Below are 23,453 nucleotides of genomic sequence, written 5' to 3'. Positions count from 1 at the left end.
CGATGCCGGCCTGCAACGACATCGCCTTCGGCCTGCTTTGCGAGCTGATCGAGGCGCCCCATGCGGATATCCACCCCGATACCGTCCGATGTTCCGGTAGGCGCGAAGCCTACGAGCACCTGCACGAACTCCAAGCCCTGCAAGTGGGTACGGGCCTTGCGGGTTCCGTTCTCTGCCCTTGGTGTGGAGACGACGAACTGTGTTCGCTCAGTTTCTCCGAAGAAGGCTATCGCGGCTATTGCAGCGATTGTGGCTGGCTGAATCTTGCCACCCACCAGGTGAAACCCCTGCGGGTCGAGTATCAACGCATCGTCCGCTGGATCGCCTCCGCGCTCGGCCTGCAGGGACGCTTTCGACTCGAGGAACGCGTACCGGCCCGGCTTTGGCGTTTGGGTGACATCGAACATCGGCGGAAACGCCGCACGGTGTTTTTCGGCAGGCGGCTGAACGAGTCGAGCGATGCGCAAACGATCGACGCCGGCATCCGTGCCGTCGCCGCGCCGGGGACCGAGATCCTGATTACGACCACCCCGCAGGATTCGATCGCGCCACCGCTCGCGAACGGTCGGCTCGTACCCCTTCGCGCCGTGTCACATCTGCGCAAAGCCGGCTTCGTCGTCGAAAACTTGGAGTCCTATCTTGACGCGCCCCTGATTGCTGATGAGGACGTTGCCGAGACTTCGTTGCGGCTGCTGCGTTCCGGCCGGCTCGCCTTGATCGACGGCAAACAGATCAAAGTCTCACCCCAGATCTACCGATTTCTCAGCATTTTGATCGACGCAGACGGCAAGCCCGTGCACAAAAGAGTGCTCGCCGATGCACTGGAAATGGATGTCGATGCCTGCAAAGGGTCCGAGATCTTCAAGCGGCACAAAGCGGTCTACCGAACCTTCATCGAACATGACACCGAGGGCCGCTACTGGCTCAAACCCGAGTTCCTGAGCCGACGAGGAGGTGAATGACCGTAATCATCCTAATTCCATATTTATCCGACATTTCCCACAGCGTACTCGACATGAGGTAAACCGATGAGCAAGAACCAATGGGTCGTCAAGAACGGCGACGGCTGGGGCGTCCGGGGCGAAGGCAATAGCCGATTGACCTCGAAGCACGAAACCCAACACGAAGCCATCGAACGCGCACGAGACATCGCGCGCAATCAGAGCAGTGAAGTCATCATCCAAGGCGAGGATGGGAAGATCCGCGAGCGCAACAGCTACGGCAACGATCCTTTTCCCCCACCCGGATGATTTCGCCGTAATCGCATTATCGATCGAACCGGCCCGGAGCATCCCTCCGGGCTTTTTCGTTTCTGTCGCCTGAAATTCGAATTGCAGGTTTTGCCCACCCCTGCCGCCCGTTTTGCCCCCCGCTTTGCCCACCCCCTGAAGCCCAGAATTTGTTCACGTTTCCGCAACAACCCACAGGAGCGACTCGTGAACGTAAGACATCTGAATCAACGCCAACTGGCGGATCGTTGGGGCGTCAGCGAAGCCACGCTGGAACGCTGGCGGTCCGAAGGCATCGGCCCGGTCTATCTGAAGCTGCACGGCCGGGTGCTCTATCGTCAGGAAGACATCGAGGCCTACGAGACCCGCCACCTCCGGAGAAGTCCCGGCCAATGCGTTCAGGCCGGAGGTGCGGCATGACCTCGATGAACCCCGACATCCTCCTCGCCACTCCGGCCGGCCAGCTCGCCGAGTTGCCGGCGGAATCGCTGTGCCGGTTCAAGCACGACGCCGCCGCGCAACTGGCCGCCGCCAAGACCCTCAACGAACACTTGGACCGCGCCCTCGAGATCAGATACGCCGAGCGCGCCCGCCAACTGCGGCTGGCTACGGGCAAAGACACCGGCATCGTCCACTTCGACGACGGCCCGGTGCGGGTCACCGCCGACCTCCCCAAGAAGGTCGAGTGGGATGCCCGACAGCTCGCCGCCCTGGTGCGACGGATCGCCGACAGCGGCGAGGACCCTGCCCAATACGTCGAGATCGGCTACCGGGTATCCGAGACCAAGTTCAACGCTTGGCCGGCCGGCCTCCAGCAGAGCTTCGCACCGGCCCGTACGCTCAGGACCGGCAAGCCCGGCTTCCGTTTGGCGCTGCTCGGGGAGGACGCGGTATGACTCTCCCCATCATCAGCGCCGACCAGCGCTTGGCGGAACGGCGCGGCGTCAAGGGCGTCCTGGTCGGCAAAGCGGGCCTCGGCAAGACCTCGCAACTGTGGACGCTGGAAGCCGCCTCGACCCTGTTCTTCGACCTGGAAGCCGGCGACCTCGCGGTCGAAGGCTGGGCCGGCGATACGATCCGGCCGCGCACCTGGCCCGAATGCCGCGACTTCGCGGTCTTCATCGGCGGCCCCAATCCGGCCTTGCGGGATGACCAGCCCTTCAGCCCAGCCCACTTCGACGCGGTGTGCGCGCGCTTCGGCGACCCCGGTGCGCTGGAACGATACCAGACCGTGTTCGTCGACTCGATCACCGTCGCCGGGCGCTTGTGCCTGCAGTGGTGCAAGGGGCAGCCGCAGGCCTACTCCGAGAAGACCGGCAAGCCGGACAGCCGCGGCGCCTACGGCCTGATGGGCCAGGAGATGATCGGCTGGCTGACGCATTTGCAGCATACCCGCAACAAGAACGTCTGGTTCGTCGGGATCCTGGACGAGAAGCTCGACGACTTCAATCGCCGAGTGTTCGCGCTGCAGATCGACGGCGCCAAGACCGGGCTCGAACTGCCGGGGATCGTCGATGAAGTGGTCACCCTGGCCGAACTGCCTGCGGACGATGGCAGCCGCTACCGGGCGTTCGTCTGCCAGACACTGAACCCTTGGGGCTATCCCGCCAAAGACCGCTCCGGCCGGCTCGATCCGATCGAACCGCCGCACCTCGGCCAGCTGATGCAGAAGATCGCCGGCCCCGCCCGTCCGCCGCTGGAACGGCTGGATTTCAGCCGTCCTGTCCCCGCAACGATCCCCACCCAGGAGACCTGACCATGAGCTATTTCGATTTCAATTCCGCCGAGCAGGCGAGCTTCGAGCTGATCCCGAAGGATACCCTGGTGCGGCTCCGCCTGACCCTCAAGCCGGGCGGGTTCGACGATGCCAGCCAGGGCTGGACCGGTGGTTGGGCCACCCGCAGTCCTGAGACCGGCGCCGTCTATCTCGCATGCGAAGGCGTGGTGCTGGATGGCCCTTACGCCCGCCGCAAGCTGTGGTGGAACATCGGTCTGCACTCACCCAAGGGGCCGACCTGGCAGGCGATGGGCCGCAGTTTCATTCGGTCGCTGCTGAACAGCGCCCGCCGCATCCATCCCGCCGACACCGGCCCACAGGCCCAGAACGCCCGCCGCATCGCCGGCTTCGCCGAGCTGGACGGGCTGGAGTTTGCCGGCCGCATCGACATCGAGAAAGACGGTCGCGGCAATGACCGCAACACCGTCCGGGCGGTCATCGAGCCTGATCACAAGGACTATGCCCAGCTCATGGGCCAGCACTTCGCCCCGCCGGTCCCAACTTCGCCTTCGGGTGCGATACCGGCAGCGGCAGCGCCGGCCTATGCGGCTTCGACGCCGGCTACATCCCCAGGCGTCCCAGGCGGCAAGCCGGCCTGGGCCCAGTAAGGGAGGACATCGCCATGATGCTTCGTCCCCGTCAGACCCTGCTGGTGGAGCGCTCGCTCGCGGCGCTGCATCAGCACGGCAACACCTTGGCCATCGGTCCCACCGGCTCGGGCAAGACCATCATGCTGTCGGCGGTGGCCGGCGGCGTGCTGGAGGAGCCGGACGCCAAGGCCTGCATCCTCGCCCACCGCGACGAACTCACCGCCCAGAACCGGGAGAAGTTCGGCCGCGTCAATCCGGGGCTGACCACCTCGGTGTTCGACGCCCTGGAGAAATCCTGGGCCGGTGCGGCCACTTTCGCCATGGTGCAAACCTTGGCGCGAGGCCGACATCTCGAGCAGATGCCGACGCTCGATCTTCTGGTGATCGATGAAGCGCACCACGCCGCCTCGCCCAGCTATCGTGCGGTGATCGACCGGGTACGGTCCCGCAATCCGAAGGCCCTGCTTTGTGGCCTAACCGCGACGCCGAACCGGGGCGACGGCAAAGGCCTGCGCGAGGTGTTCTCCAACGTAGCCGACCAGATCACCCTGGGCGAGCTCATCGCCTCCGGCCACTTGGTGCCGCCCCGCACCTTCGTCATCGACATCGGTGTACAGGCAGCCTTGCAGCAGGTCCGCCGCACCGCGATCGACTTCGACATGGACGAGGTGGCATCGATCTTCGACAAGCAGCTGGTCACCGACGCGGTCATCCAACACTGGCAGGACAAGGCCTCCGGGCGGAAGTCCATCGTGTTCTGCTCGACGGTGGCACATGCCCGCCATGTCTACGAGGCCTTCATCGCCGCTGGGATCCACGCGGTGCTGATCCATGGCGACTTGTCCGACGCCGAGCGCAAGGCGCGCTTGGCCGACTATGAGTCCGGGCCGGCCCAAGTCGTAGTCAACGTGGCGGTGCTGACGGAAGGCTACGACTACCCACCGACCGGCTGTGTGGTGTTGTTGCGGCCAAGCTCCCACCAGTCCACCTTCATCCAGATGGTGGGCCGGGGCCTGCGCACGGTGGACCCGGAAGTCTTTCCCGGTGCCATCAAGACCGACTGCATCGTGCTGGATTTCGGCACCGCCAGCCTGATGCACGGCACCCTTGAACAGACGGTCGATCTCGACGGCCATCTGGGCCAGGGCGAGGCGCCGACCAAAGACTGCCCCGAATGCGGCGCGATCGTTCCTGCAGCCTGTCTGGCGTGTCCGCTGTGCGGCCACCTTTGGGAGCGGCAGCCTAAAGACCGCGGTGTGCTCAGCGATTTCGTCATGAGCGAGATCGATCTGCTGAAACGCTCGCACTTCCGCTGGTGCGATCTGTTCGGTAGTGACGACGCCCTGATGGCCGCCGGCTTCAGTGCCTGGGGCGGGGTGTTCTTCCTGACCGGCCGTTGGTACGCGGTGGGCGGCGGCAAGGGTCTGCCCACCCATCTCCTCGGCGTAGGCGAACGCACCGTCTGCATGGCCAAGGCCGACGACTGGCTGAACGAGCACGAGTCCGTCGACACCGCCCACAAGACCCGTCGCTGGCTGAACGAACCGCCCACCGAGAAACAACTCCGCTACCTGCCACCCCAGTGGCAAAGCGATTTCGGATTGTCGCGCTACCAAGCCTCCGCGCTGCTTTCGTTCCAGTTCAACAAGCGGGCCATTCAATCCTTGGTGCTGGGCGCAGATGCCGCGGCCCACGATACCCAACGGAGGGCGGCTTGACAAATGATCAGGACAGAACATCTATGGGCCACATCCCTGTGGCCCACCCTCCGGGCACCCCTTCGGTTGTTCAAATCCGCTCCCGGCGGATTTGTGCACAGCCGCGCAGCGGCTGCCCGAAGGGTGGCGTACAGGGATGCACGCCATGATTTGCGCTATCTGCGGAAGAGAAGGCCGGGGCTTTTGCTGGGCATCGTCCCACGACGCTCCCCGCGACTCAGGCGGCAAGCGACTGTTCAAGCGCTTCTGCTCGCGACGCTGCCAGGACATCCATCTGCAACGACTGAAACGGAGGGACGGCGTCGTGATCGACCCCACCCATAACGAGAAGGCGGCGATGGAGGCCGTGCTGCCCCGCCTCGGCGACTACGTCGCGGCGATCGGCATGGACCGGCCGCTGTCGGCCTACAGCCGGGCGGAAATCCTGCAACTGGTCGACGTGGTGCTGACCGCCTATTTCGACCACCTGCGGGAACACGATCCCGATGACGTGCCGTTCTGAGGGGGCGACCATGCTGGATTACAACCATGGCGCCTTGTTCAACGAACGGCTCACGGCGCTGATCGATGCCGGTCTGCAGCGTCGCCAGGCCGGTGAGCCACGCCGCACTTATCTCGGCGCGTCTCGCCTCGGCGTGGCCTGCGAGCGCGCGCTTCAGTACGAATACGCCCAGGCGCCGGTCGATCCCGGCCGTGAGTTTTCAGGACGGCTGTTGCGCATCTTCGAACGCGGTCATCGCATCGAGGAGGCGGTAGTGGGCTGGCTGCGCGCGGCTGGCTTCGGCCTCTGCCCCCATCAGGCCGACGGCAAGCAGTTCGGGTTCTCGGCGCTGAACGGCCACCTGCAGGGCCATGTCGACGGCGTCATCGTCGGCGGGCCCGAACGCTTCGATACTCCGGCCTTGTGGGAGAACAAATGCCTGGGCGCGAAATCCTGGCGCGAGCTGGTGAAGCACCGCTTGGCCAAAGCCAAGCCGGTCTACGCAGCCCAGATCGCGGTATACCAGGCCTACCTCGCACTGCACGAACAGCCGGCGCTGTTCACCGCCGTCAACGCGGATTCGATGGAGATCTACGCCGAGCGCGTCCCCTTCGACGGCGGGCTGGCGCAGCGGATGTCGGATCGGGCCGTGCGTGTCATTACTGCGACCGAAGCCGGCGAGCTGTTGCCGCGGGGTTTTGCCGATCCGGCCCACGTCGAGTGCCGGCAATGTGCTTGGAGCCTGCGCTGCCGGGGAGGCGGGGCATGAAGACCCGGCAGCCTTCCGATGACAAACGGGTGCAGCGGCAGCCGCCCAGGCCTCTGGTGCGTCTGACGGTCATCGACAAACTGCTGCGCCGGCATATCGTGTTCGCCTGCCCCGAAGCCCACCTGGCAGTGGCGGTGATCACCCTGGCCATCGGCGACTGCATCGATCCGGACGACGCCCTCCGCGCCGAGGCGCGGTACTTCCTCGCCGGCCCGGCCCTGGAGTTCTGGTGCGATGCGGTCGGCCTGGAACCGGCGTTCGTGCGTGCGATTGCGCACAAGGGCGGGTATCTGCCGAGCGAGACGGCGCAGGGAGTCGGAGTGAAGCACACGCCGAAGGAGCTAGGACTTGCTTGACTTCAACGACGCGCTGCCCAGGCCTGCCAACCCCGCCGATCTGACGCTCCAGCGCGAAGCCCTGCGCGCCGATTTGCTGGCCCGGTTGCCGTCGGTGCTGAAGACCTTGTTCCCGGCCGGCAAGGTGCGCGGGGGTGCCTTCGCGATCGGCAACGTCCAGGGCGATCCGGGCGACAGCCTGGAAGTGGCGCTTTCGGGCGAAAAGGCCGGGTTGTGGTACGACCATGCGACCGGCGAGGGCGGGGATCTCTTCGCCTTGATCGCCGCTGTCCACGGCCTGGAGACGCACGGCCAATTCGCCGAGGTGATGGCTCTGGCCGGTCAGCTGTTGGGTACGGCGCGGGTCGAACCGACACCGCTGCGGGAGAAAGCCCCGGTGGATCGGCTCGGCCCCGCCACGGCGAAGTGGGACTACGTCGCGGCGGACGGCACGCTGATCGCCTGCGTCTACCGCTACGACCCGCCCACCGGCAAGGAATTCCGGCCGTGGGACGTGCGCGCCCGCCTGTGGCGCGCCCCCGACCCGCGTCCGCTCTACAACTTGCCGGCGATCGCCCAGGCGAAGGAGGTGGTGCTGGTCGAGGGCGAACGGTGCGCCGACGCGCTGGTCCATCAGGGTGTGGCCGCCACCACGGCGATGAACGGGGCCAAGGCGCCGATCGACAAGACCGACTGGTCGCCGCTCCGGGGCAAAGCCGTGCTGATCTGGCCGGATCGGGATGCGCCGGGCTGGGACTACGCGGAGAACGCCGCCCGTGCCTGCATGGCGGCAGGCGCGGCGTCGGTGGCCATCCTCGTGCCGCCGACGGACAAGCCCGACAAGTGGGACGCAGCCGATGCCGTGTCCGAGGACTTCGATTGCGTCGCGTTCATCACCCACGGCGAGCGCCGGGTCATCAAGGCCGCCTCCCCGGCATTGCCGACGCATACCTTGGGCGCCTTGCTCGATGATGACTCTCCCGTCCCGCCGGACCTGATTGCGCCGCGCGTACTCACGCCCGGCGGCCTCTTGGTGTTCGGCGGGGCGCCCAAGGTCGGCAAGAGCGACTTCCTGCTGGCCTGGCTGATGCACATGGCGGCGGGGGCCAGCTTCCTCGGCATGACACCGCCGCGTCCCTTGCGGGTGTTCTATCTGCAGGCGGAGGTGCAGTACCACTACCTGCGGGAACGGGTGAAGGGAATCCCCTTACCGTCGCACCGGATATCCGAGGCGCGGGTGAACTTCGTCGCCACCCCGCAACTGCGTCTGGTCCTGGACGAGGCCGGCCTGGCCCAGGTGATCCCGGCCATTGTTCAGGCGTTCGGCAACACTCCGCCCGATCTGATCGCCATCGATCCGATCCGCAATGTGTTCGACGGCGGCGAGGCCGGGGGCGAGAACGATAACGGCGCGATGCTGTTCTTCCTGTCGCAGCGGGTGGAACAGCTGCGCACGGCAGTCAACCCGGACGCCGGCCTCGTGCTGGTGCACCACACCAAGAAGCTCGGCAAGAAACCCTTCGAGGAGGATCCGTTCCAGGCCCTGGCCGGAGCCGGCAGCCTCAGGGGCTACTACAGCACCGGGATGCTGCTGTTCCGGCCGGACGAGACCCAAACCACCCGCCAACTCATCTTCGAGCTGCGCAATGGCGCGGCGCTCCCGGTGAAGTCCGTCGACAAGTTCAACGGTACTTGGCGCGAGGTGGCGAACACCGGGCGACGGGTCCTGCAGGACTACGCCGAACGCCTCGATGCCGAGCGCCGGCGCAAGCATGACGTGATCCTGCAGATACTGTTCGACGAGGCGGCGGATGGGCGCTGCTACAGCGCCACCCAGTTCGCCGAAGCCTTCGAGGGTCGCGCCGGATTGGGCGCGGAACGCACGATCCGCGAGCGGCTCTCGGTACTCGCCACTCAAGGTTACATCAAGTTCTTCCGTAACGCCGAGGACTACGGACTTCCCCCGTTACACCGCAGCAAGTTCGGCTACCAATGCGTCGAGGGCATGGTGCTACGGCGGGAAGGTCCCCCGGATCCTGACACCGGAGAAATCCCGATGTGGCCGGTTTCGGTCTACCCCTCCCACTACAAATGCCCCCAGACCGGCGCCTTGCTGCCGGTCGAAGACGCCACGATCTGGCTCTACCACGACGAGGACCATCCATGACGACGACCCTAATTCCAGATGGCAGACGCTCCGCCATCTGCCCCTTGAAATCTGCCATCTGGATCCAGATGGCAAACGTCCGCCATCTGAGAATCGATATCCTTCAATCGCTTACGGTCCAGATGGCGGAATTTCCAGATGGCAGCGCCGCCAACTCGCCATCTGGCGCAACCGATTGTTTATACGAAACAATTTATGGAATTCCAGATGGCGGAGACTCCCTCCCCCTACGGGGGAGAGGCGCGCTACGCGCCCTCTCCCCGTCCCGTAGGGGCCTCTCTGGGCTCGGAGATAACGACGAAGGTGACCGGACCACGCTGCTGGCCCTCGATCTGGGTACTCACACCGGCTGGGCTCTGCATCAGCGGGACGGTACGGTCATCAGCGGCTCCGAAACCTTCAAGCCCCAACGCTTCGAAGGCGGCGGGATGCGCTTCCTGCGTTTCAAGCGCTGGCTGACCGAAATCAAGCAAGCCGCCGGCGATCTGGATGCGGTCTATTTCGAGGAGGTCCGCCGCCATGCCGGCGTCGATGCCGCCCACGCCTATGGCGGGTTCCTGGCCCACCTCACCGCTTGGTGCGAGCACCACGGGGTTCCCTATCAAGGCGTACCGGTGGGAACGATCAAGAAACACGCGACCGGCCAGGGCAATGCCAACAAGGCCGCCATGATCGCTGCGATGCGGTCACTGGGCTTCGATCCGGTGGACGACAACGAAGCCGACGCCCTGGCTTTGCTGCACTGGGCACGGATGACCCAAGGGGTGGGCGTATGAGAGGACCGAACCCTAATCCCCGTTGCCCGCTGGGAAAGCTGCAGCCGCAGGTCACCGACCTCGAAGCGGTCAAGCGCGAGGGCTGGCGCGAGCAGCGCATCCTGGTGGTCCATCTGATCGACGAGCGGCTGGATTTCGTCGAGCGGGAGTTGATCCGGCAGATCGGCGAGCGGCTGTACGGCCGACGGGAGTCCCGCCGTGGCTGAGTGGACGATTGAGCGCGTGGCCGCCCGCTTCGAGGAGGCGGCCTGGACCGCCCAGGACTTGCCGCCGGTCAAGGTGCAAGGGTATTTCAACTGCTGGCCGGCCATCGCCCGCCAGGCCTGGGAGGGGTATGCCGACGAGACCCGCGAGTGCCGGGTCCAGCCGAGCCCCGATGCGGTGGATCGCATGCTGGAAACGATGCGCTGGGTGCTGTGGCTGGAGGAAGATCAGCGCCATCTGATCTGGATGCGGGCCGAGCGACGGGGATGGAAGGACATCGCCCGGCGGTTCGCATGCTGCACCCGAACCGCCCAGCGGCGTTGGCAGCAGGCCTTGCGACAGGTCGCGGACCGGCTCAATGGCTAGCGCTTCCCAAGCGTGGATACTTTATTAGCCGCTGATATAATATGTGCATGGAAGTGGACCCTGGCATTGAAACCCTCCTGGATTTACAGGACCAGATCATTGATCAGGGCAGCGGATATTGGGTCAAGATCGAGGCTTATCAGGTTGCGCCAACGCCCGATGTACCTCATGGCATCCGCTACTCCCTGACACTGCATGAGCCCTACGGCAAAAGAATACTCGGTTATGACAATGCCCACGCCGTAAAGCCGCCGAAGAAGTTCAAGTATGCGGGTCGACGTTTAACCTTCGACCACATGCACCGGCATGCCAGAGACCCGGGCGTTCCGTATGAATTCAAGGATGCACATCAATTGTTGGCTGACTTCTTTTCTGAAGTGGACCAAGTTCTGCTGGAGGTAAAAAAGCGATGAAAACCATTGTGATAGGCATCATGCCGCAAGAGGACATTCGCAAGCGTCTGCTGGCCATCGCGCGGGGCGAACTCAAGCCCAAAGCGGGGGATCCCAAGATATGGTTCACTTCGATGAGATCGCTTGCCGAGGTCCTGAGCGATGAAAACAGGGCACTGCTCAAGGTGATCAGAGAAACAAAACCTGAATCGATCACGTCTCTTGCGGCAGCGACGGGCAGGAAGCCCGGCAACCTTTCTCGAACGCTGAAGACGATGTCTCATTACGGCCTCGTAGAGATGAAGCGTGAAAAAAATCATGTCCGCCCCATCGCCAAGGGAACGGAGTTCAGGATCGTTGCAGCCTAATTCGAAAACGGTAGAAGTACTGTTGCGGATTTCCTTGAAGGCGTTGACTAAGAATTGATCCAGGCGGAAAGGTTCCAGAGCCGAATTGGACGGCACGTTACAGGAAATATGTCATGACCCAGACCGCTAAAGCCAATAGCCGAATCCTCGAGGCCGTCCATGAAACGGCCGATGATCTCCACCGTTTGGGATTCATCGACAAATGCAAGATGCGGGAATTCGATGTCCTGTGCCTCCGCCCCGTCCCGGTGTATGACAGCAGCAGCATTCGTGCGCTACGGGAGCGATGCCAGATCAGCCAAGCCGTTCTGGCAAACCTTCTCAACACCAGCCTGTCGACCGTGCAAAAATGGGAGATCGGCGACAAGAAGCCGAGCGGTCCGTCCTTGAAGTTACTCAACCTGATCGATCGCAAGGGCTTGGAACTTCTTCTGTGAACCAGGCTGCCTGAGCGGCCATCAGAGCCGGTGATCGCCTCCACTGCATGCGGGAACTTAACCGAAGTCGATAGCGTTTGAAGGTCATCGGGGAACGCTGCGGGCGGCTGCGAAAACAGCAGGATTTTGGCCTGTCGCATCTGGGGGTCGGCAGGCGTAGAGTAGCGCTCAAAGTACAGCAGGTGTGACCCAAGGGGCGAGACGCCCCGCCGCCGCGAACGGTCGCGGGTCCTTCCCGGCCCCTGAGGGCTACGGGGGGAACGCACGCGGGATTTCGCTAGCGTCAGACTGCAAACCAAGGTTTGCAGGGTTTGCGGTTTGCACCCCCAGCCGGAGCGCACCACCCTGGAGGCCGCGCCGGTGCTGGCGCTCACACGGGAGCGCCCAACGCCCCCAGTGCAAACCTGGGTGCAAACCCCACACTGCAAACCGGGTGCTGCCATCGAGGTTTGCACCCTTGGTGCTTACCTCATTTCCCAAGACCCGCCCCGGTTCGCCGTCGGCGGGTTTTTTGTTGCTGCGTTACCTCGTGTCTACGGCTCGTTGCAGGTTCCGATCGGACCCTGCGCCGGGCCGTACTTTTTTGGGATTGCTACGAACCCTTCATGTTGCAGGTCGAATACCGTCCGCTGGAAAAGTTGATCCCTTATGCCCGCAATCCGCGCACCCACAGCGTGGATCAGGTGGCGAAGATCGCGGCCAGCATCGTGGAATTCGGCTGGACCAACCCGATCCTGGTGGACGGGGCACAGGGGATCATCGCCGGGCACGGCCGCCTGGCGGCCGCCCGCAGCCTGGGGCTGGCGGAGGTGCCGGTGATCGAACTGGGTCACCTCTCGCCGGCCCAGAAGCGGGCCTATGTGCTGGCCGACAACCGCCTGGCTCTCGATGCCGGCTGGGACGAGGAGTTGCTGGCGCTGGAACTGGCCGAGTTGTCCGGTGCCGGGTTCGACTTGGCGCTGACGGGGTTTAACGATGATGAGCTGGAAGCTCTGCTGTCGATCGATACCGAAGATTCGGATGACGCCGAAGACGGCGAACCCGAGACGGCCGATGATGTCCCCGAGCCGCCGGCGACTCCTGTGTCGCGTCCCGGCGATGTCTGGCAGTTGGGCCGACATCGGTTGATCTGCGGCGATGCCTCGGACCCGGACGTCGTCGCGGCGTTGATGGGCGGCGAGTTGGCCCGTCTCTGCTTTACCTCGCCTCCGTATGACAATCAGCGCGACTACACCTCCGGCGGCATCGGCGACTGGGACGGCCTGATGCGCGGCGTGTTCGCCCAGTTACCGCTGACCGACGATGCCCAGGTGTTGGTGAATCTGGGGCTGATCCATCGCGACAACGAGGTGATCCCCTACTGGGATCCCTGGCTGGGGTGGATGCGGACCCAGGGCTGGCGCCGTTTCGGCTGGTACGTCTGGGACCAGGGGCCGGGGATGCCGGGCGACTGGGCGGGACGCTTGGCGCCGAGCTTCGAGTTCGTGTTCCACTTCAACCGTCAGAGCCGCAAGCCCAACAAGACCGTGGCCTGCAAGTTCGCAGGTCAGGAGACGCACCTCCGCCAGGACGGCAGTTCCACCGCCCTGCGTGGCAAGGACGGTGAGGTCGGCGGTTGGACCCATGCGGGTCAACCGACCCAGGACCGCCGGATCCCCGATTCCGTCATCCGCATCATGCGCCACAAGGGCAAGATCGGACGGGACATCGACCACCCGGCGGTGTTTCCCGTGGCGCTGCCGGAGTTTGTCCTGACCGCCTACTCGGATCCGGACGATCCGGTATATGAACCTTTTGGCGGTTCGGGGACCAGCCTGCTGGCGGCGGAGCGCACCGGGCGCCGGGGGTATGCGGTGGAGATCGCGCCGGGGTATGTGGATGTCGCGATCCTGCGTTTCCGTCAGAGTTTTCCGGCCATCCCGGTGACACTGCTAGACACCGGCGAAACTTGGGAAGCGGTTGCCTCCCAGCGGCAAGCGATACAGACGACGGCTGGATGATCATCGCCTGCCGATCGTCTTTTGGAAGCCGCTACTCGGCCAACTGCTCCACGCTCAGACCCATGGCCTTGGCGAGCTTGGTCAGCGTGGCCTTACGGGGCGTACTGTCGCCGCGCTCCAGACGGGCCAACGCCGGTTGCTGCATGCAGGCCCGTTGCGCGACGTCTTCCTGCGTCAGCCCCAAGTACTCACGCCAAGCACGGATCAGCGGCATATCGTGCAGGACATGGGCTTCCACCACCGCTTGGGGAATGGCGTCACGGACACTGCGGCGTTCGAGTAGGGGGCGGACCCGTTCGAAATCGGCGACCGGCACCAACACGAAAGCAGGCTGTCCGTCATGGTAGATGGTCTGGTATTCAGTAGGTGCTTTCATCGCGTTTCTTGACCTCCTCGATGCTGACCACCTCGATGGCGTCCAGGACATTGAACAGAATCCGGTAATCGCCCACGCGCAGCCGGTAACCACAGGCATGATTGACCAGCGCCTTGACGCCACCCACTGCCGGGAACCGCTCCAGCGCTGTCGTTGCAGTCAATATCCGCTGTTGAGCCGCCTTGTCGCCCAACTTCTTAAGTTGCTTCAGAGCTCTCGGCTGCCAAACGATCGTTTTCATGGCGCATAACAAATTATAACCAATATCCGAAAGCTATTGTTATATTCGCCAGCCGCTCATTTTTCAAATCCGAGCGCCTGCTTCAACGCCGGGAGCGGGGTCGGTTCGACTTCACCGGCCCGGGCGCGCGCCAGCGCCGCCAGCAGCCGCTCGGCGTTCCGGGGCGAACGCAGCAGATGCGCGGTTTCCATCAGGCTTTCCAGCTCATCGGCCGCAATCATGGCGACGGCCCCACCGGAACGGCGGCGGATGATGATCACCTCACAATCATCGACGGTGCGATCCATCAGCGATTCGAGTTGCTCGCGGGCCCGGCTGTAGGTGATTTCGAGCGTCATGGCGTTAAGCACTTCCGGCAAAATGCATTCAATGTACAACGCATGCGTCATTCCTGGGTAGCCGACCGGGTCGAGTCCTGGCCGGTCGACAAGTTGCTGCCTTACGCATGCAATGCCCGCACCCACTCGGACGCGCAGATCGCTCAGATCGCCGCCTCCATCGCCGAGTTCGGCTTCACCGCGCCGATCCTGGCGGGCGCGGACGGGGTGATCGTGGCCGGGCACGGGCGCTGGGCGGCGGCCCGCCAGCTGGGCCTGTCCCAGGTGCCGGTGATCGTGCTGGATCACCTGAGCCCCACCCAGCGCCGCGCCCTGGTGATCGCCGACAACCGCATCGCCGAGAACGCAGGCTGGGATGAGTCCTTGCTCAAGCTCGAGCTGACGGCCCTGCAGGACGAAGACTTCGATCTGGGCTTGACCGGCTTCGATGCCGACGCCTTGCTGGACCTTTTGGCCGACGAGGCATCAGTCACCGAGGGCCAGACCGAGGACGACGTGGCGCCCGACGTGCCGGTGCAACCGGTCTCTCGGCCGGGCGATGTCTGGATCCTGGGCTCCCATCGGCTGCTGTGCGGAGACGCCACCCTGGCGGAGCACTACGACCGCCTCCTTGCCGGCGAATCTGTGGACATGGTGTTCACCGACCCGCCGTACAATGTGAACTACGCCAACTCGGCCAAGGACAAGCTGCGCGGCAAGCATCGCGCGATCCTGAACGACAACCTGGGCGAGGGCTTCTCGGACTTTCTGCTGGCGGCGCTGACTCCGATGCTCGCCCACTGCAAGGGCGCCGTCTACATCGCTATGTCCTCCAGCGAACTCGATACGCTGCAGTCTGCCTTCCGTACCGCCGGCGGCCACTGGTCGACGTTCATCATCTGGGCCAAGAACACGTTTACCCTGGGCCGTGCAGATTACCAGCACCAGTACGAACCGATCCTGTACGGTTGGGCCGCAGGCGCCCAGCGCCATTGGTGCGGCGATCGTGACCAAGGCGATGTGTGGCAGATCAACAAGCCGGCCCGGAACGATCTGCACCCGACCATGAAGCCGGTGGAACTGGTGGAGCGAGCCCTCCGCAACTCCAGTCGGCCCGGCGACCTTGTGCTCGACCCCTTCGGCGGTTCGGGCACCACGCTGATCGCCGCGGAGAAGTCGGGACGGGTGGCGCGGCTGATCGAGCTGGACCCGAAATACGTCGATGTCATCGTGCGTAGATGGGAGGATTGGACGGGGAAACAAGCCACCCGCGAAGCGGATGGGCTCGCGTTCGATGCCCTCGCCTCCGAGGCGACCGCGGTTTAATCGGACTCAGACGTCTAGCCGTTTGAGATCGCGGTAGAAATTCTCGTGCGGACCGAAGGTGAGCAGCTTGAGGGTGTCCGGTGCGAGGATCCGATAAGCCAACAGACACTGCGCATTCGACAAGCGGAATTTGTAGACCCGAACACCGGCCAGATCGCCGACCTTGGCGACGCCGATTTCCGGATCGTCCGCAATGGCGCGCACCGCCTCGTCGAGGTCCATCTTCTGATGCCGATTGAGTTTTTTCGCCGTCCGATCGAAGGTCGGCGTAACTTCCAGGCGCATCAGCCGAAGTGATATTCGCCGACAGCCTCTTCCTCATCGGCGATCAGGATGTCGCGGATCAGGGTAAACGGCAGATCCGGGTTCTCCTCGGCGATCTTGCCGATCATCGACCAGTGCTCGATCTGCTTGGGCACCGAACGGTGCTCAATGTGAGCATAGCGACGGGCCTGCTCCACCAAGTGCTCGGACAGTTTGACGGTGACGGACATGGCGGCCTCCAGCGCAAAATCGCAGTGTAGCCCCAAAGGTGCCTTGAAGGAACTTTCCGCATCACGCCGGTGGGGCTGCGGGGCGCAGGCGGTCCCGCGCCCCCGCTCGTTCAGGCGATCTTGTAGATGCGATCGCCCCCTTCCGGCTTCTCCGACACCAGAGTGAGCCCGAGTTTTTTCTTGAAGGCGCCGGCAAACACGCCCCGCACGGTGTGGGCCTGCCATCCGGTCTCGGCGCAGATCTGCGGAATCGTGGCGCCTTCGGGTCGGTGCAGCATCCGGATGACTTCGGCTTGCTTGCTGTCCTCGCGGCTCTTTTGGATTCGCTTCCCGGTGGCGTTGGCCTCGGCGGCCTCGGCGTTGCTGGCGGGCATTTCGGTTTCTGCGCTGGGAGATATCGGCACCGGAGGCGTTCGGCCCACGGCGGCAAAACCTTCGGCGGTGACGCAATGATCCCCGCCGTTCAATGCGATCAATCCTCGCTTGAGCAGTCCGTCGAGGACTTTCCGGCGGGCGCCGCCCTTGATGTTGTCCGGAAACCAGTCGATGCGCCCCGCCGTGTGCTCGATCGCATGGTCGAGGATCCGGCGCTGGGTGTCGGTCAGGGAGAGTGTGTTCATGTCGATGCTCCTCAGTGCTTGGGTTTGGGGCAGCGTCGCCGCCGTCCCTCTGTCAGTGGACGCCCGACGGGATCCGCCAGGCGTGCAATTGATGTGTTCAAGTGTTGGCGGCGGCGGACTTGGTGCGCCGTCCAGCCTCGATCCCTGCCTGGTACGCCGCCTCCAGCGCGGCTTTGAGGCACCAGACCGCCATGTCGTGGAAATCGAGGTGATCCGAGTTTTGGGTTTCTAGGGTATCGATCCCGAGATGCTGCTGGGCGTTCCGGGTCAGTAAGGCGTCGCGTGGCGTCATGGCGTAGTTCTCGTGGTGGCGTGGATGACGACGCCATGAACGCGCTGTTCCGAACACAAGCCAAGCAAAATCCACAGCCATTCGAAGCGGCCGATGGGACTCTCGATCCGCGCCTACGCCCGCCACCGCGGCGTCACCGACACCGCCGTGCACAAGGCCATCCGGACCGGCCGCATCACGCCCGAAGCCGATGGGAGCATCGATCCGGACAAGGCCGATCGGGAATGGGCCAGGAATTCGGATGCGCCGAAGGCCGGGACGCGTCAACCCGCGGTACGGGTTGCGGTGCCCGACGCCTCCCACGACGGCGGGCCGTCCTTGCCCGGCGGCGGTACCTCCCTGCTGCAGGCCCGCACGGTCAACGAGGTGGTCAAGGCCCAGACCAACAAGGTCCGGCTGGCCAAACTCAAGGGCGATCTGGTCGACCGCGCTGCGGCCATCGCCCAGGTGTTCACCCTGGCCCGGGCCGAGCGCGACGCCTGGCTGAACTGGCCTGCGCGGATCTCGGCGCCGCTTGCGGCGGAACTGGGTATCGATCCGCACACCCTGCACGTCGCCCTGGAGACGGCCGTGCGAGAACACCTGCAGGAACTGGGCGAACTGCGCCCGCGGGTCGACTGAATGCTCGGTGACGAGGAGGGCCTTACCGCCATTGCCCGCGCCTGGCGCGACGGGCTGACGCCGGACCCGCTGTTGACCGTGTCCAAGTGGGCCGACCGCCACCGGGTGCTGTCCAGCAAAGCCTCGGCCGAGCCGGGCCGCTGGCGCACCGCCCGGACGCCGTACCTGCGCGAGATCATGGATTGCCTGTCGCCGGCCTCGCCGGTGGAGCGGGTGGTGTTCATGAAAGGGGCTCAACTCGGCGCCACCGAGATGGGCTCGAACTGGATCGGTTTTTGTGTCCATCACGCGCCTGGCCCGATGATGGCGGTGTGGCCGACGGTGGAGATGGCCAAGCGCAACTCCCGCCAGCGCATCGATCCGCTGATCGAGGAGTCGCCGTCCTTGGTCGAGCTGATCGCGCCGGCCCGCAGCCGCGACTCCGGCAACACGATCCTGGCCAAGGAGTTCCGCGGCGGAGTTTTGGTGATGACCGGGGCCAACAGCGCGGTAGGCCTGCGCTCGATGCCGGTACGCTACCTGTTCCTGGACGAGGTCGACGGCTATCCGCCGGACGTCGAGGGCGAAGGCGATGCCATCGCGCTGGCCGAGGCCCGCACCCGCACCTTCGCCCGCCGCAAGATCTTCATCGTCTCGACCCCGACGATCTCGGGGGCCAGCGCCATCGAGCGCGAGTACGAGGCCTCGGACCAGCGCCGCTATTTCGTGCCGTGTCCACACTGTGGCCAGTTCCAATGGCTGCGCTTCGAGCAGCTGCGCTGGGAGCGCGGGCGGCCGGAGACGGTCGGCTACGTCTGCGAAGGCTGCGAACGGCCGATTCCGGAACATCACAAGGGCGACATGCTGGCACAGGGTGAATGGCGGGCCTTGGCGCCCGAGCACGGCGCCAAGACTGCCGGTTTTCATCTGTCCTCGCTGTACAGCCCGCTAGGCTGGCGCAGCTGGCGTGACATCGCCGCGGCCTGGGACAGTGCGGTGCACCCGGTCTCGGGTGGCCCGTCCGCGATCAAGACCTTCAAGAACACCGAGCTGGGCGAGACCTGGGTCGAGGACGGCGAGACGCCGGACTGGCAACGCCTGCTGGAACGCCGCGAAGACTATACGATCGGCACGGTACCGCTCGGCGGTTTGTTGTTGGCGGGCGGCGCCGACGTGCAAAAGGATCGCATCGAGGTCTCGATCTGGGCCTTCGGCCGCGGCAAGTCCGCCTGGCTGGTGGAACACCGGGTTTTGATGGGCGATACGGGCCGGGAACCGGTATGGGCGGAGCTCGCGTCGATGCTCGAGGAACGCTGGAGCCATGCCGTCGGGGCGTTGCTGCCCTTGGCGCGTCTTGCCCTGGACACCGGCTACGCCACCCAGGAGGCCTATGCCTTCGTCCGCCGACTCAAGGATCCTCGGGTGATGGCGGTCAAGGGCGTCCCCCGCGGCGCGGCCCTGATCGGCACCCCCACCGCGGTGGACCTCACCCAGGGCGGCCGGAAACTGCGCCGCGGCATCAAGGTGTTCGCAGTGGCGGTCGGCATCGCCAAGCTGGAGTTCTACAACGCGTTGCGTAAGACCGCCGAGGTGGGCGAGGACGGCACCACCCTGGTCTATCCGCCGGGCTACATCCATCTGCCGAGGATGGACGCCGAGTACCTGCAGCAGCTCTGCGCCGAGCAGCTGGTGACCCGCCGCGACCGCCACGGCTTCGCCCGGCGCGAGTGGCAGAAGCTCAGGGAGCGCAACGAGGCGCTGGACTGCTACGTCTACGCCCGGGCCGCTGCCGCGGCCGCCGGGCTGGACCGCTACGAGGAACGACATTGGCGCGCCCTGGAGGAACAGCTCGGTGTCGGTCCGCCGCCGGATTCCGAACCGCCGTTACAACCGATCGATCCCCCAGCGCCCACCGACTCCGGTGGGCGTTCCGTTTCCAGCCCCGGTCGATCTTCGCGCCGGGTGATCCGCAGCCGCTGGCTGGCTTGAGACCGAAGAAAGCTTATCGATGGCCTATTCCGCAGAACACCTGCAAGCCCTGGAAACCGCCCTGGCCCGGGGCGAGCGTCGGGTGACGTTCCAGGACCGCAGTGTCGAGTACCGCTCGGTGGAGGAGCTGAAGGCAGCGATCCGCGAGGTGAAACGCGGCTTGGCGGCCCAGGTCGGACCGGTGGCCCGGCAGCTCCGCATCACCACGCGCAAGGCCACCTGATGGGCTGGTGGCAGCGGTTGCGCTTGGGGCTGTTCGGCGGACCGGCGCCGACCTACGACGGCACCGGCGGCGGCCGCCGGGCGCTGGCCTGGCAGGTCGGCAATCCGGGCGCGGTGGCGGCGCTGGCCTACAGCCAGGACGAGCTGCGGGCCAAGAGCCGCGACCAAGTGCGGCGCAACGTCTGGGCCGCCGCCGGGGTGGAGGCTTATGTGGCCAATGCCATCGGCACCGGCATCAAGCCGCAGTCGATGGCGGCCGACGTCACGGTCCGCTCCGCCATCCAGGCGCTCTGGGCCCACTGGGGCGATGACGCCGATGCGGCCGGACTGACCGATGTCTACGGGCTGCAGGCCCTGGCCTGCCGCGCCCTGGTGGAAGGCGGCGAGGCGCTGGTGCGGCTGCGCTACCGGCGGCCGGAGGATGGCTTGAGCGTAGGACTCCAGCTGCAGGTGCTGGAGCCGGAACATCTGCCCGTCGCCCTGAACCGGGAGCTGCCTTCAGGGAACGTGATCCGAGCCGGCATCGAATTCGATCGGTTGGGACGGCGGGTGGCCTATCACCTGTACCGCTCGCATCCGGAGGACGGCGCCTTGGCGCCGATGTCCGGGGCGGGCGGCTTGGACACGGTGCGGGTCGACGCCAGCGAGGTAATCCATCTGTTCCGTCCCCTGCGCCCCGGCCAGATCCGGGGCGAGCCCTGGCTGGCGCGGGCGTTGGTGAAGCTGCATGAGCTGGACCAGTACGACGACGCCGAGCTGGTGCGGAAGAAGACCGCGGCGATGTTCGCCGGCTTCATCACCCGGCTGGCGCCGGAGGATCCGCTCATGGGCGAAGGACCGGCCGACGCCCAGGGGGTGGCCCTGGCGGGGCTGGAACCGGGGACCCTGCAGCTGCTGGAGCCGGGCGAGGACGTGCGGTTCAGCCAGCCGGCCGATGTGGGGGCGAGCTATGCCGAGTTCCTGCGTATGCAGTTCCGGGCGGTGGCGGCGGCCATGGGCATCACCTACGAGATGCTGACCGGCGACCTGACCCAGGTCAACTACTCCTCGATCCGCGCGGGGCTGCTGGAGTTCCGCCGCCGCTGCGAGGCGATCCAGCACGGCGTCATCGTGTTCCAGCTGTGCCGGCCGGTATGGCGGGCCTGGATGACCCAGGCGGTGCTGGAGGGTGCCCTGGAACTTCCCGGCTTCAGCCGCAGGCCACGCGACTACCTGGCGGTGAAATGGATCCCGCAGGGCTGGCAGTGGGTCGATCCCAAGAAGGAGTTCGATGCCTTGCAGACGGCGATCCGGGCCGGCCTCCTGTCGCGTTCGGAGGCGATCTCGGCCTTTGGTTACGACGCCGAAGACGTCGACCGGGAGATCGCCGCCGACAACGCCCGGGCGGATGCATTGGGGCTGGTGTTCGATTCGGACCCCCGGCATGACCGCGCTGCCGCGCCGGCCAGGGGATCGGCGCCGGCAGCCGGTGGAAACCGGGTCAGCGTTTGAGGTCGCGATAGAAATTCTCGTGCGGCCCCACGGCCTCGAGATAGACCAGGCTCAAGCCGTCATCGCGGGTGTAGCCGAGCAGGTAGAGCTGCACCTGGCTGCGGATTTTATAGACCCACAGCCGGGCCAGATCGCCTTTCTTTTTCTCACCGACGCCCGGATCGCTGGCGATCACCTCGACCGCCGCATCGACGTCGGCCGCCACTGGATCGTGCAGTTTCTTGTAGGCACGCGCGAAACGGCGCGTCTGCAGCACCTGCCAGTTCACCGACGGGTGCGCGGCACGAACGGCGTGGCTTGCTCACGCGACTCATTCAGCGCCATCAGGCTTTCGGCGATGAAGGAAGCCGGCAAATCCGGGTTGTCCAGCGCGGCGCGCCCGACTTTGGCCCAGAACTCGATCTGCCCCTGCACGGTGCGGAACTCGGCCTTGGCCGCCGCGCGGGCTTCCTCGATCAAGGTTTCATCGATACGGACGGAGACGCTCATGATCAGTTCTCAAGTGGTTCGCCACAATTGTAGTCAGAGCGACCGAGGTGGGCAAGGCTGATGCTTCCCCACTTGGCCGGCCGGCTGTATGGGACACCGCTCCTCGTCGCCCGACCGAAGCTCGAGGTGATCCTGGCGGTGTTGGGATCCCGGATCGGGTTGCCGGCAGCGGATGCTCTGGTGCCGCCGGCACCGATGCCCCGGACAGCCGCCCAAGCGCTTCCGGGCATCGCCGTGATCCCGATCCACGGCACCCTGGTCCGACGCACCCAGGGACTGGACGCGCATTCCGGCCTGACTTCCTATGCCGAGATCGGCGTCCGGCTCGATGCCGCGCTCCGGGATCCCGAGGTCGCAGGTCTCCTGCTCGACATCGACTCGCCCGGGGGCGAATCCGGCGGGGTGTTCGAGCTGGCGGCCAAGATCCGTGCGGGGACTTCTCACAAACCGATCTGGGCCCATGCCAACGACACGGCGTTCTCGGCCGCCTATGCGATCGCCGCCGGCGCCTCGCGCGTGACCCTGGCGCAGACCGGCGGGGTCGGCTCGATCGGAGTGATCGCCCTGCACGTCGACCAGTCGGTCAAGGATACCCGCGAGGGACTGACCTACACCGCGCTCTATGCCGGTCATCACAAGAACGACCTCAATCCGCACGCGCCGCTGTCGCCGCAGGCGGCCGAAGCGCTCCAGTCCGAGGTGGACCGGCTCTACGGGATCTTCATCCGGGACGTGGCGGCGTTGCGGCGACTGCCGGAGGCCGCGGTACGCGCCACCGAGGCCGGACTGTTCTTCGGCGAGGACGCCGTGTCCGCGGGACTCGCCGACGGCGTGCTCGGCTTCGATGCCGTGCTGAGCGAGTTCGCCGATGCAATCAACGCTCGACAACGACTGATCTCGCCGCCAAGCCCCAAGGCGGCGGTGATGTCACCCCTACCCGTTTCTCTCCTTCATTCGGAGTCAGTTATGCACGATCACGCGCCTGGTCCACTCAATGACGAAGCGGCCGCCGAAATCCACAAGGACACCGATGCGGCCGGCAACCCTACGTCGCCTGCCGCACCGTCCCCCCCGAACGACTTGGCTGCGGCTACCCCTGTCCTCGGCGATCCGACTGCCCAATCCCTCGCGACCGAAGCCCACCACGCAGGGCGGAGCGAAGCCCAGGCTATCGCCGAGCTCTGCCTGATCGCCGGCGCGGCCTTGCGCACCGCGGAGTTCCTGGCGGCCGGACTGTCCGAGGCCCAGGTGCGGCGGGCCTTGCTGGCGGCGCGGGCCGAGACGCCCGAGATCGCTTCCCGCATCGCCGTCGATGCCGGCACGTCCATTCGACCGGAGACGGGTCCCGTGGTCGCCGCCGTCCAGAAACTCATCGCCCGGAGCTGAG

General features: G+C 65.4%; 33 protein-coding genes. 24 read left to right on the top strand and 9 right to left on the bottom strand.

Annotation, left to right across the window (positions count from 1 at the left end; translation table 11 throughout):
* Positions 1-2 precede the first annotated feature (2 nt).
* The 18 genes from OOT43_RS15590 (at position 3) to OOT43_RS15505 (ending at position 13,609) form a co-directional block, all read left to right on the top strand.
* A complete protein-coding gene (locus tag OOT43_RS15590; RefSeq protein WP_266021480.1) occupies positions 3-962 on the top strand; it encodes a hypothetical protein in 960 nt (319 codons plus the stop codon).
* A 66-nt stretch (positions 963-1,028) separates the two neighbouring features.
* Positions 1,029-1,250, top strand: coding sequence for a DUF2188 domain-containing protein (locus OOT43_RS15585; protein ID WP_266021479.1), 222 nt, complete (start codon positions 1,029-1,031; stop codon positions 1,248-1,250).
* A gap of 186 nt (positions 1,251-1,436) precedes the next feature.
* The gene (locus OOT43_RS15580) at positions 1,437-1,649 is read left to right on the top strand and encodes a helix-turn-helix transcriptional regulator (RefSeq protein ID WP_266021478.1); all 213 of its coding nucleotides are present in this window, start codon (positions 1,437-1,439) and stop codon (positions 1,647-1,649) included.
* Positions 1,646-2,125: a hypothetical protein gene (locus OOT43_RS15575; protein ID WP_266021477.1), complete on the top strand. Its 480-nt coding sequence runs from the start codon at positions 1,646-1,648 to the stop codon at positions 2,123-2,125. The genes OOT43_RS15580 and OOT43_RS15575 overlap by 4 nt, the downstream gene beginning before the upstream one ends.
* The gene (locus OOT43_RS15570) at positions 2,122-2,985 is read left to right on the top strand and encodes an ATP-binding protein (protein ID WP_266021476.1); all 864 of its coding nucleotides are present in this window, start codon (positions 2,122-2,124) and stop codon (positions 2,983-2,985) included. The genes OOT43_RS15575 and OOT43_RS15570 overlap by 4 nt, the downstream gene beginning before the upstream one ends.
* Positions 2,986-2,987: 2 nt before the next feature.
* Positions 2,988-3,614, top strand: coding sequence for a hypothetical protein (locus OOT43_RS15565; RefSeq protein WP_266021475.1), 627 nt, complete (start codon positions 2,988-2,990; stop codon positions 3,612-3,614).
* A gap of 14 nt (positions 3,615-3,628) precedes the next feature.
* The gene (locus tag OOT43_RS15560) at positions 3,629-5,314 is read left to right on the top strand and encodes a DEAD/DEAH box helicase (RefSeq protein ID WP_266021474.1); all 1,686 of its coding nucleotides are present in this window, start codon (positions 3,629-3,631) and stop codon (positions 5,312-5,314) included.
* Positions 5,315-5,459: 145 nt separating this feature from the next.
* On the top strand, positions 5,460-5,816 hold the full coding sequence (locus OOT43_RS15555) for a DUF6511 domain-containing protein (RefSeq protein WP_266021473.1): 357 nt from the start codon (positions 5,460-5,462) through the stop codon (positions 5,814-5,816).
* Entirely contained in the window at positions 5,800-6,564 is a 765-nt protein-coding gene (locus tag OOT43_RS15550) for a hypothetical protein (protein ID WP_266021472.1), read from the top strand. Before OOT43_RS15555 ends, OOT43_RS15550 begins: the two co-directional genes overlap by 17 nt.
* Complete coding sequence (locus OOT43_RS15545) at positions 6,561-6,920, top strand: hypothetical protein (RefSeq protein ID WP_266021471.1); 360 nt, start codon at positions 6,561-6,563, stop codon at positions 6,918-6,920. Before OOT43_RS15550 ends, OOT43_RS15545 begins: the two co-directional genes overlap by 4 nt.
* The gene (locus OOT43_RS15540; protein WP_266021470.1) at positions 6,913-9,066 is read left to right on the top strand and encodes an AAA family ATPase; all 2,154 of its coding nucleotides are present in this window, start codon (positions 6,913-6,915) and stop codon (positions 9,064-9,066) included. The genes OOT43_RS15545 and OOT43_RS15540 overlap by 8 nt, the downstream gene beginning before the upstream one ends.
* The gene (locus OOT43_RS20705) at positions 9,063-9,842 is read left to right on the top strand and encodes a crossover junction endodeoxyribonuclease RuvC (RefSeq protein WP_266021469.1); all 780 of its coding nucleotides are present in this window, start codon (positions 9,063-9,065) and stop codon (positions 9,840-9,842) included. The genes OOT43_RS15540 and OOT43_RS20705 overlap by 4 nt, the downstream gene beginning before the upstream one ends.
* A complete protein-coding gene (locus OOT43_RS15530) occupies positions 9,839-10,048 on the top strand; it encodes a hypothetical protein (protein WP_266021468.1) in 210 nt (69 codons plus the stop codon). Before OOT43_RS20705 ends, OOT43_RS15530 begins: the two co-directional genes overlap by 4 nt.
* The gene (locus OOT43_RS15525) at positions 10,041-10,412 is read left to right on the top strand and encodes a DUF6362 family protein (RefSeq protein ID WP_266021467.1); all 372 of its coding nucleotides are present in this window, start codon (positions 10,041-10,043) and stop codon (positions 10,410-10,412) included. Before OOT43_RS15530 ends, OOT43_RS15525 begins: the two co-directional genes overlap by 8 nt.
* A 47-nt stretch (positions 10,413-10,459) precedes the next feature.
* A complete protein-coding gene (locus tag OOT43_RS15520; protein WP_266021466.1) occupies positions 10,460-10,825 on the top strand; it encodes a toxin-antitoxin system TumE family protein in 366 nt (121 codons plus the stop codon).
* Complete coding sequence (locus OOT43_RS15515; RefSeq protein ID WP_266021465.1) at positions 10,822-11,172, top strand: HVO_A0114 family putative DNA-binding protein; 351 nt, start codon at positions 10,822-10,824, stop codon at positions 11,170-11,172. Before OOT43_RS15520 ends, OOT43_RS15515 begins: the two co-directional genes overlap by 4 nt.
* Before the next feature lie 113 nt (positions 11,173-11,285).
* A complete protein-coding gene (locus tag OOT43_RS15510; protein ID WP_266021464.1) occupies positions 11,286-11,609 on the top strand; it encodes a helix-turn-helix domain-containing protein in 324 nt (107 codons plus the stop codon).
* A gap of 605 nt (positions 11,610-12,214) precedes the next feature.
* The gene (locus OOT43_RS15505; protein ID WP_266021463.1) at positions 12,215-13,609 is read left to right on the top strand and encodes a site-specific DNA-methyltransferase; all 1,395 of its coding nucleotides are present in this window, start codon (positions 12,215-12,217) and stop codon (positions 13,607-13,609) included.
* A 31-nt stretch (positions 13,610-13,640) separates the two neighbouring features.
* Here OOT43_RS15505 and OOT43_RS15500 read toward each other — a convergent pair whose 3' ends face one another.
* From OOT43_RS15500 to OOT43_RS15490, 3 genes are read right to left on the bottom strand one after another with little or no spacing between them, the layout of a single operon-like run.
* Positions 13,641-13,985, bottom strand: a complete 345-nt coding sequence (locus tag OOT43_RS15500; protein WP_266021462.1) for a helix-turn-helix domain-containing protein — start codon at positions 13,983-13,985, stop codon at positions 13,641-13,643.
* Positions 13,969-14,226, bottom strand: coding sequence for a type II toxin-antitoxin system RelE family toxin (locus OOT43_RS15495; RefSeq protein WP_266021461.1), 258 nt, complete (start codon positions 14,224-14,226; stop codon positions 13,969-13,971). Before OOT43_RS15495 ends, OOT43_RS15500 begins: the two co-directional genes overlap by 17 nt.
* 56 nt (positions 14,227-14,282) lie before the next feature.
* Positions 14,283-14,564, bottom strand: coding sequence for a type II toxin-antitoxin system Phd/YefM family antitoxin (locus OOT43_RS15490; protein WP_266021460.1), 282 nt, complete (start codon positions 14,562-14,564; stop codon positions 14,283-14,285).
* 42 nt (positions 14,565-14,606) lie between these two features.
* Here OOT43_RS15490 and OOT43_RS15485 point away from each other — a divergent pair, with 42 nt between their 5' ends.
* Complete coding sequence (locus OOT43_RS15485) at positions 14,607-15,869, top strand: site-specific DNA-methyltransferase (protein WP_266021459.1); 1,263 nt, start codon at positions 14,607-14,609, stop codon at positions 15,867-15,869.
* 6 nt (positions 15,870-15,875) lie between these two features.
* Here OOT43_RS15485 and OOT43_RS15480 read toward each other — a convergent pair whose 3' ends face one another.
* The 4 genes from OOT43_RS15480 to OOT43_RS15465 form a co-directional block, all read right to left on the bottom strand.
* On the bottom strand, positions 15,876-16,154 hold the full coding sequence (locus OOT43_RS15480) for a type II toxin-antitoxin system RelE/ParE family toxin (RefSeq protein WP_266021458.1): 279 nt from the start codon (positions 16,152-16,154) through the stop codon (positions 15,876-15,878).
* Positions 16,154-16,363, bottom strand: a complete 210-nt coding sequence (locus OOT43_RS15475) for a TA system antitoxin ParD family protein (RefSeq protein ID WP_266021457.1) — start codon at positions 16,361-16,363, stop codon at positions 16,154-16,156. The genes OOT43_RS15480 and OOT43_RS15475 overlap by 1 nt, the downstream gene beginning before the upstream one ends.
* A gap of 110 nt (positions 16,364-16,473) precedes the next feature.
* A complete protein-coding gene (locus OOT43_RS15470) occupies positions 16,474-16,983 on the bottom strand; it encodes a DUF3489 domain-containing protein (RefSeq protein ID WP_266021456.1) in 510 nt (169 codons plus the stop codon).
* A 97-nt stretch (positions 16,984-17,080) separates the two neighbouring features.
* Positions 17,081-17,275, bottom strand: a complete 195-nt coding sequence (locus OOT43_RS15465) for a DUF6900 domain-containing protein (protein WP_266021455.1) — start codon at positions 17,273-17,275, stop codon at positions 17,081-17,083.
* Between the two features lie 93 nt (positions 17,276-17,368).
* On the opposite strand from OOT43_RS15465, the gene OOT43_RS15460 reads away from it, so the two are divergent.
* From OOT43_RS15460 to OOT43_RS15445, 4 genes are read left to right on the top strand one after another with little or no spacing between them, the layout of a single operon-like run.
* Positions 17,369-17,896: an elements of external origin gene (locus OOT43_RS15460; protein WP_266021454.1), complete on the top strand. Its 528-nt coding sequence runs from the start codon at positions 17,369-17,371 to the stop codon at positions 17,894-17,896.
* Positions 17,897-19,864, top strand: coding sequence for a phage terminase large subunit family protein (locus OOT43_RS15455; protein ID WP_266021453.1), 1,968 nt, complete (start codon positions 17,897-17,899; stop codon positions 19,862-19,864). It abuts the gene before it with no gap.
* A 19-nt stretch (positions 19,865-19,883) separates the two neighbouring features.
* Entirely contained in the window at positions 19,884-20,087 is a 204-nt protein-coding gene (locus tag OOT43_RS15450; protein WP_266021452.1) for a phage head-tail joining protein, read from the top strand.
* Positions 20,087-21,577 carry a phage portal protein gene (locus tag OOT43_RS15445; protein WP_266021451.1) on the top strand — a complete coding sequence of 497 codons (1,491 nt, stop codon included), beginning with the start codon at positions 20,087-20,089 and terminating at the stop codon, positions 21,575-21,577. Before OOT43_RS15450 ends, OOT43_RS15445 begins: the two co-directional genes overlap by 1 nt.
* On the opposite strand, the gene OOT43_RS15440 is transcribed toward OOT43_RS15445, so the two are convergent.
* Positions 21,567-21,833: a type II toxin-antitoxin system RelE/ParE family toxin gene (locus OOT43_RS15440; RefSeq protein WP_266021450.1), complete on the bottom strand. Its 267-nt coding sequence runs from the start codon at positions 21,831-21,833 to the stop codon at positions 21,567-21,569. The two genes, OOT43_RS15445 and OOT43_RS15440, sit on opposite strands and share 11 nt — an antisense overlap.
* An 8-nt stretch (positions 21,834-21,841) precedes the next feature.
* A complete protein-coding gene (locus tag OOT43_RS15435) occupies positions 21,842-22,066 on the bottom strand; it encodes a TA system antitoxin ParD family protein (protein WP_266021449.1) in 225 nt (74 codons plus the stop codon).
* Positions 22,067-22,126: 60 nt separating this feature from the next.
* Here OOT43_RS15435 and OOT43_RS15430 point away from each other — a divergent pair, with 60 nt between their 5' ends.
* On the top strand, positions 22,127-23,452 hold the full coding sequence (locus tag OOT43_RS15430) for a S49 family peptidase (protein WP_266021448.1): 1,326 nt from the start codon (positions 22,127-22,129) through the stop codon (positions 23,450-23,452).
* The last annotated feature ends 1 nt before the right edge of the window (position 23,453 follow it).

It is taken from the genome of Methylococcus mesophilus (genome assembly GCF_026247885.1).
In the GTDB taxonomy this organism is placed as follows: Bacteria; Pseudomonadota; Gammaproteobacteria; order Methylococcales; family Methylococcaceae; genus Methylococcus; species Methylococcus mesophilus.
Note: the sequence above shows the minus strand (reverse complement) of the source record. Positions and strands in the feature narration are given on the sequence as shown.

Coding starts and splice junctions, on each gene's coding strand:
- OOT43_RS15590 (WP_266021480.1), top strand. CDS start 3: ATGCCGGCCTGCAACGACATCGCCTTCGGCCTGCTTTGCGAGCTGATC.
- OOT43_RS15585 (WP_266021479.1), top strand. CDS start 1,029: ATGAGCAAGAACCAATGGGTCGTCAAGAACGGCGACGGCTGGGGCGTC.
- OOT43_RS15575 (WP_266021477.1), top strand. CDS start 1,646: ATGACCTCGATGAACCCCGACATCCTCCTCGCCACTCCGGCCGGCCAG.
- OOT43_RS15570 (WP_266021476.1), top strand. CDS start 2,122: ATGACTCTCCCCATCATCAGCGCCGACCAGCGCTTGGCGGAACGGCGC.
- OOT43_RS15565 (WP_266021475.1), top strand. CDS start 2,988: ATGAGCTATTTCGATTTCAATTCCGCCGAGCAGGCGAGCTTCGAGCTG.
- OOT43_RS15560 (WP_266021474.1), top strand. CDS start 3,629: ATGATGCTTCGTCCCCGTCAGACCCTGCTGGTGGAGCGCTCGCTCGCG.
- OOT43_RS15555 (WP_266021473.1), top strand. CDS start 5,460: ATGATTTGCGCTATCTGCGGAAGAGAAGGCCGGGGCTTTTGCTGGGCA.
- OOT43_RS15550 (WP_266021472.1), top strand. CDS start 5,800: ATGACGTGCCGTTCTGAGGGGGCGACCATGCTGGATTACAACCATGGC.
- OOT43_RS15545 (WP_266021471.1), top strand. CDS start 6,561: ATGAAGACCCGGCAGCCTTCCGATGACAAACGGGTGCAGCGGCAGCCG.
- OOT43_RS20705 (WP_266021469.1), top strand. CDS start 9,063: ATGACGACGACCCTAATTCCAGATGGCAGACGCTCCGCCATCTGCCCC.
- OOT43_RS15530 (WP_266021468.1), top strand. CDS start 9,839: ATGAGAGGACCGAACCCTAATCCCCGTTGCCCGCTGGGAAAGCTGCAG.
- OOT43_RS15520 (WP_266021466.1), top strand. CDS start 10,460: ATGGAAGTGGACCCTGGCATTGAAACCCTCCTGGATTTACAGGACCAG.
- OOT43_RS15515 (WP_266021465.1), top strand. CDS start 10,822: ATGAAAACCATTGTGATAGGCATCATGCCGCAAGAGGACATTCGCAAG.
- OOT43_RS15510 (WP_266021464.1), top strand. CDS start 11,286: ATGACCCAGACCGCTAAAGCCAATAGCCGAATCCTCGAGGCCGTCCAT.
- OOT43_RS15505 (WP_266021463.1), top strand. CDS start 12,215: ATGTTGCAGGTCGAATACCGTCCGCTGGAAAAGTTGATCCCTTATGCC.
- OOT43_RS15500 (WP_266021462.1), bottom strand. CDS start 13,985: ATGAAAGCACCTACTGAATACCAGACCATCTACCATGACGGACAGCCT.
- OOT43_RS15495 (WP_266021461.1), bottom strand. CDS start 14,226: ATGAAAACGATCGTTTGGCAGCCGAGAGCTCTGAAGCAACTTAAGAAG.
- OOT43_RS15490 (WP_266021460.1), bottom strand. CDS start 14,564: ATGACGCTCGAAATCACCTACAGCCGGGCCCGCGAGCAACTCGAATCG.
- OOT43_RS15485 (WP_266021459.1), top strand. CDS start 14,607: ATGCGTCATTCCTGGGTAGCCGACCGGGTCGAGTCCTGGCCGGTCGAC.
- OOT43_RS15480 (WP_266021458.1), bottom strand. CDS start 16,154: ATGCGCCTGGAAGTTACGCCGACCTTCGATCGGACGGCGAAAAAACTC.
- OOT43_RS15475 (WP_266021457.1), bottom strand. CDS start 16,363: ATGTCCGTCACCGTCAAACTGTCCGAGCACTTGGTGGAGCAGGCCCGT.
- OOT43_RS15470 (WP_266021456.1), bottom strand. CDS start 16,983: ATGAACACACTCTCCCTGACCGACACCCAGCGCCGGATCCTCGACCAT.
- OOT43_RS15465 (WP_266021455.1), bottom strand. CDS start 17,275: ATGACGCCACGCGACGCCTTACTGACCCGGAACGCCCAGCAGCATCTC.
- OOT43_RS15460 (WP_266021454.1), top strand. CDS start 17,369: ATGGGACTCTCGATCCGCGCCTACGCCCGCCACCGCGGCGTCACCGAC.
- OOT43_RS15455 (WP_266021453.1), top strand. CDS start 17,897: ATGCTCGGTGACGAGGAGGGCCTTACCGCCATTGCCCGCGCCTGGCGC.
- OOT43_RS15450 (WP_266021452.1), top strand. CDS start 19,884: ATGGCCTATTCCGCAGAACACCTGCAAGCCCTGGAAACCGCCCTGGCC.
- OOT43_RS15445 (WP_266021451.1), top strand. CDS start 20,087: ATGGGCTGGTGGCAGCGGTTGCGCTTGGGGCTGTTCGGCGGACCGGCG.
- OOT43_RS15435 (WP_266021449.1), bottom strand. CDS start 22,066: ATGAGCGTCTCCGTCCGTATCGATGAAACCTTGATCGAGGAAGCCCGC.
- OOT43_RS15430 (WP_266021448.1), top strand. CDS start 22,127: ATGCTTCCCCACTTGGCCGGCCGGCTGTATGGGACACCGCTCCTCGTC.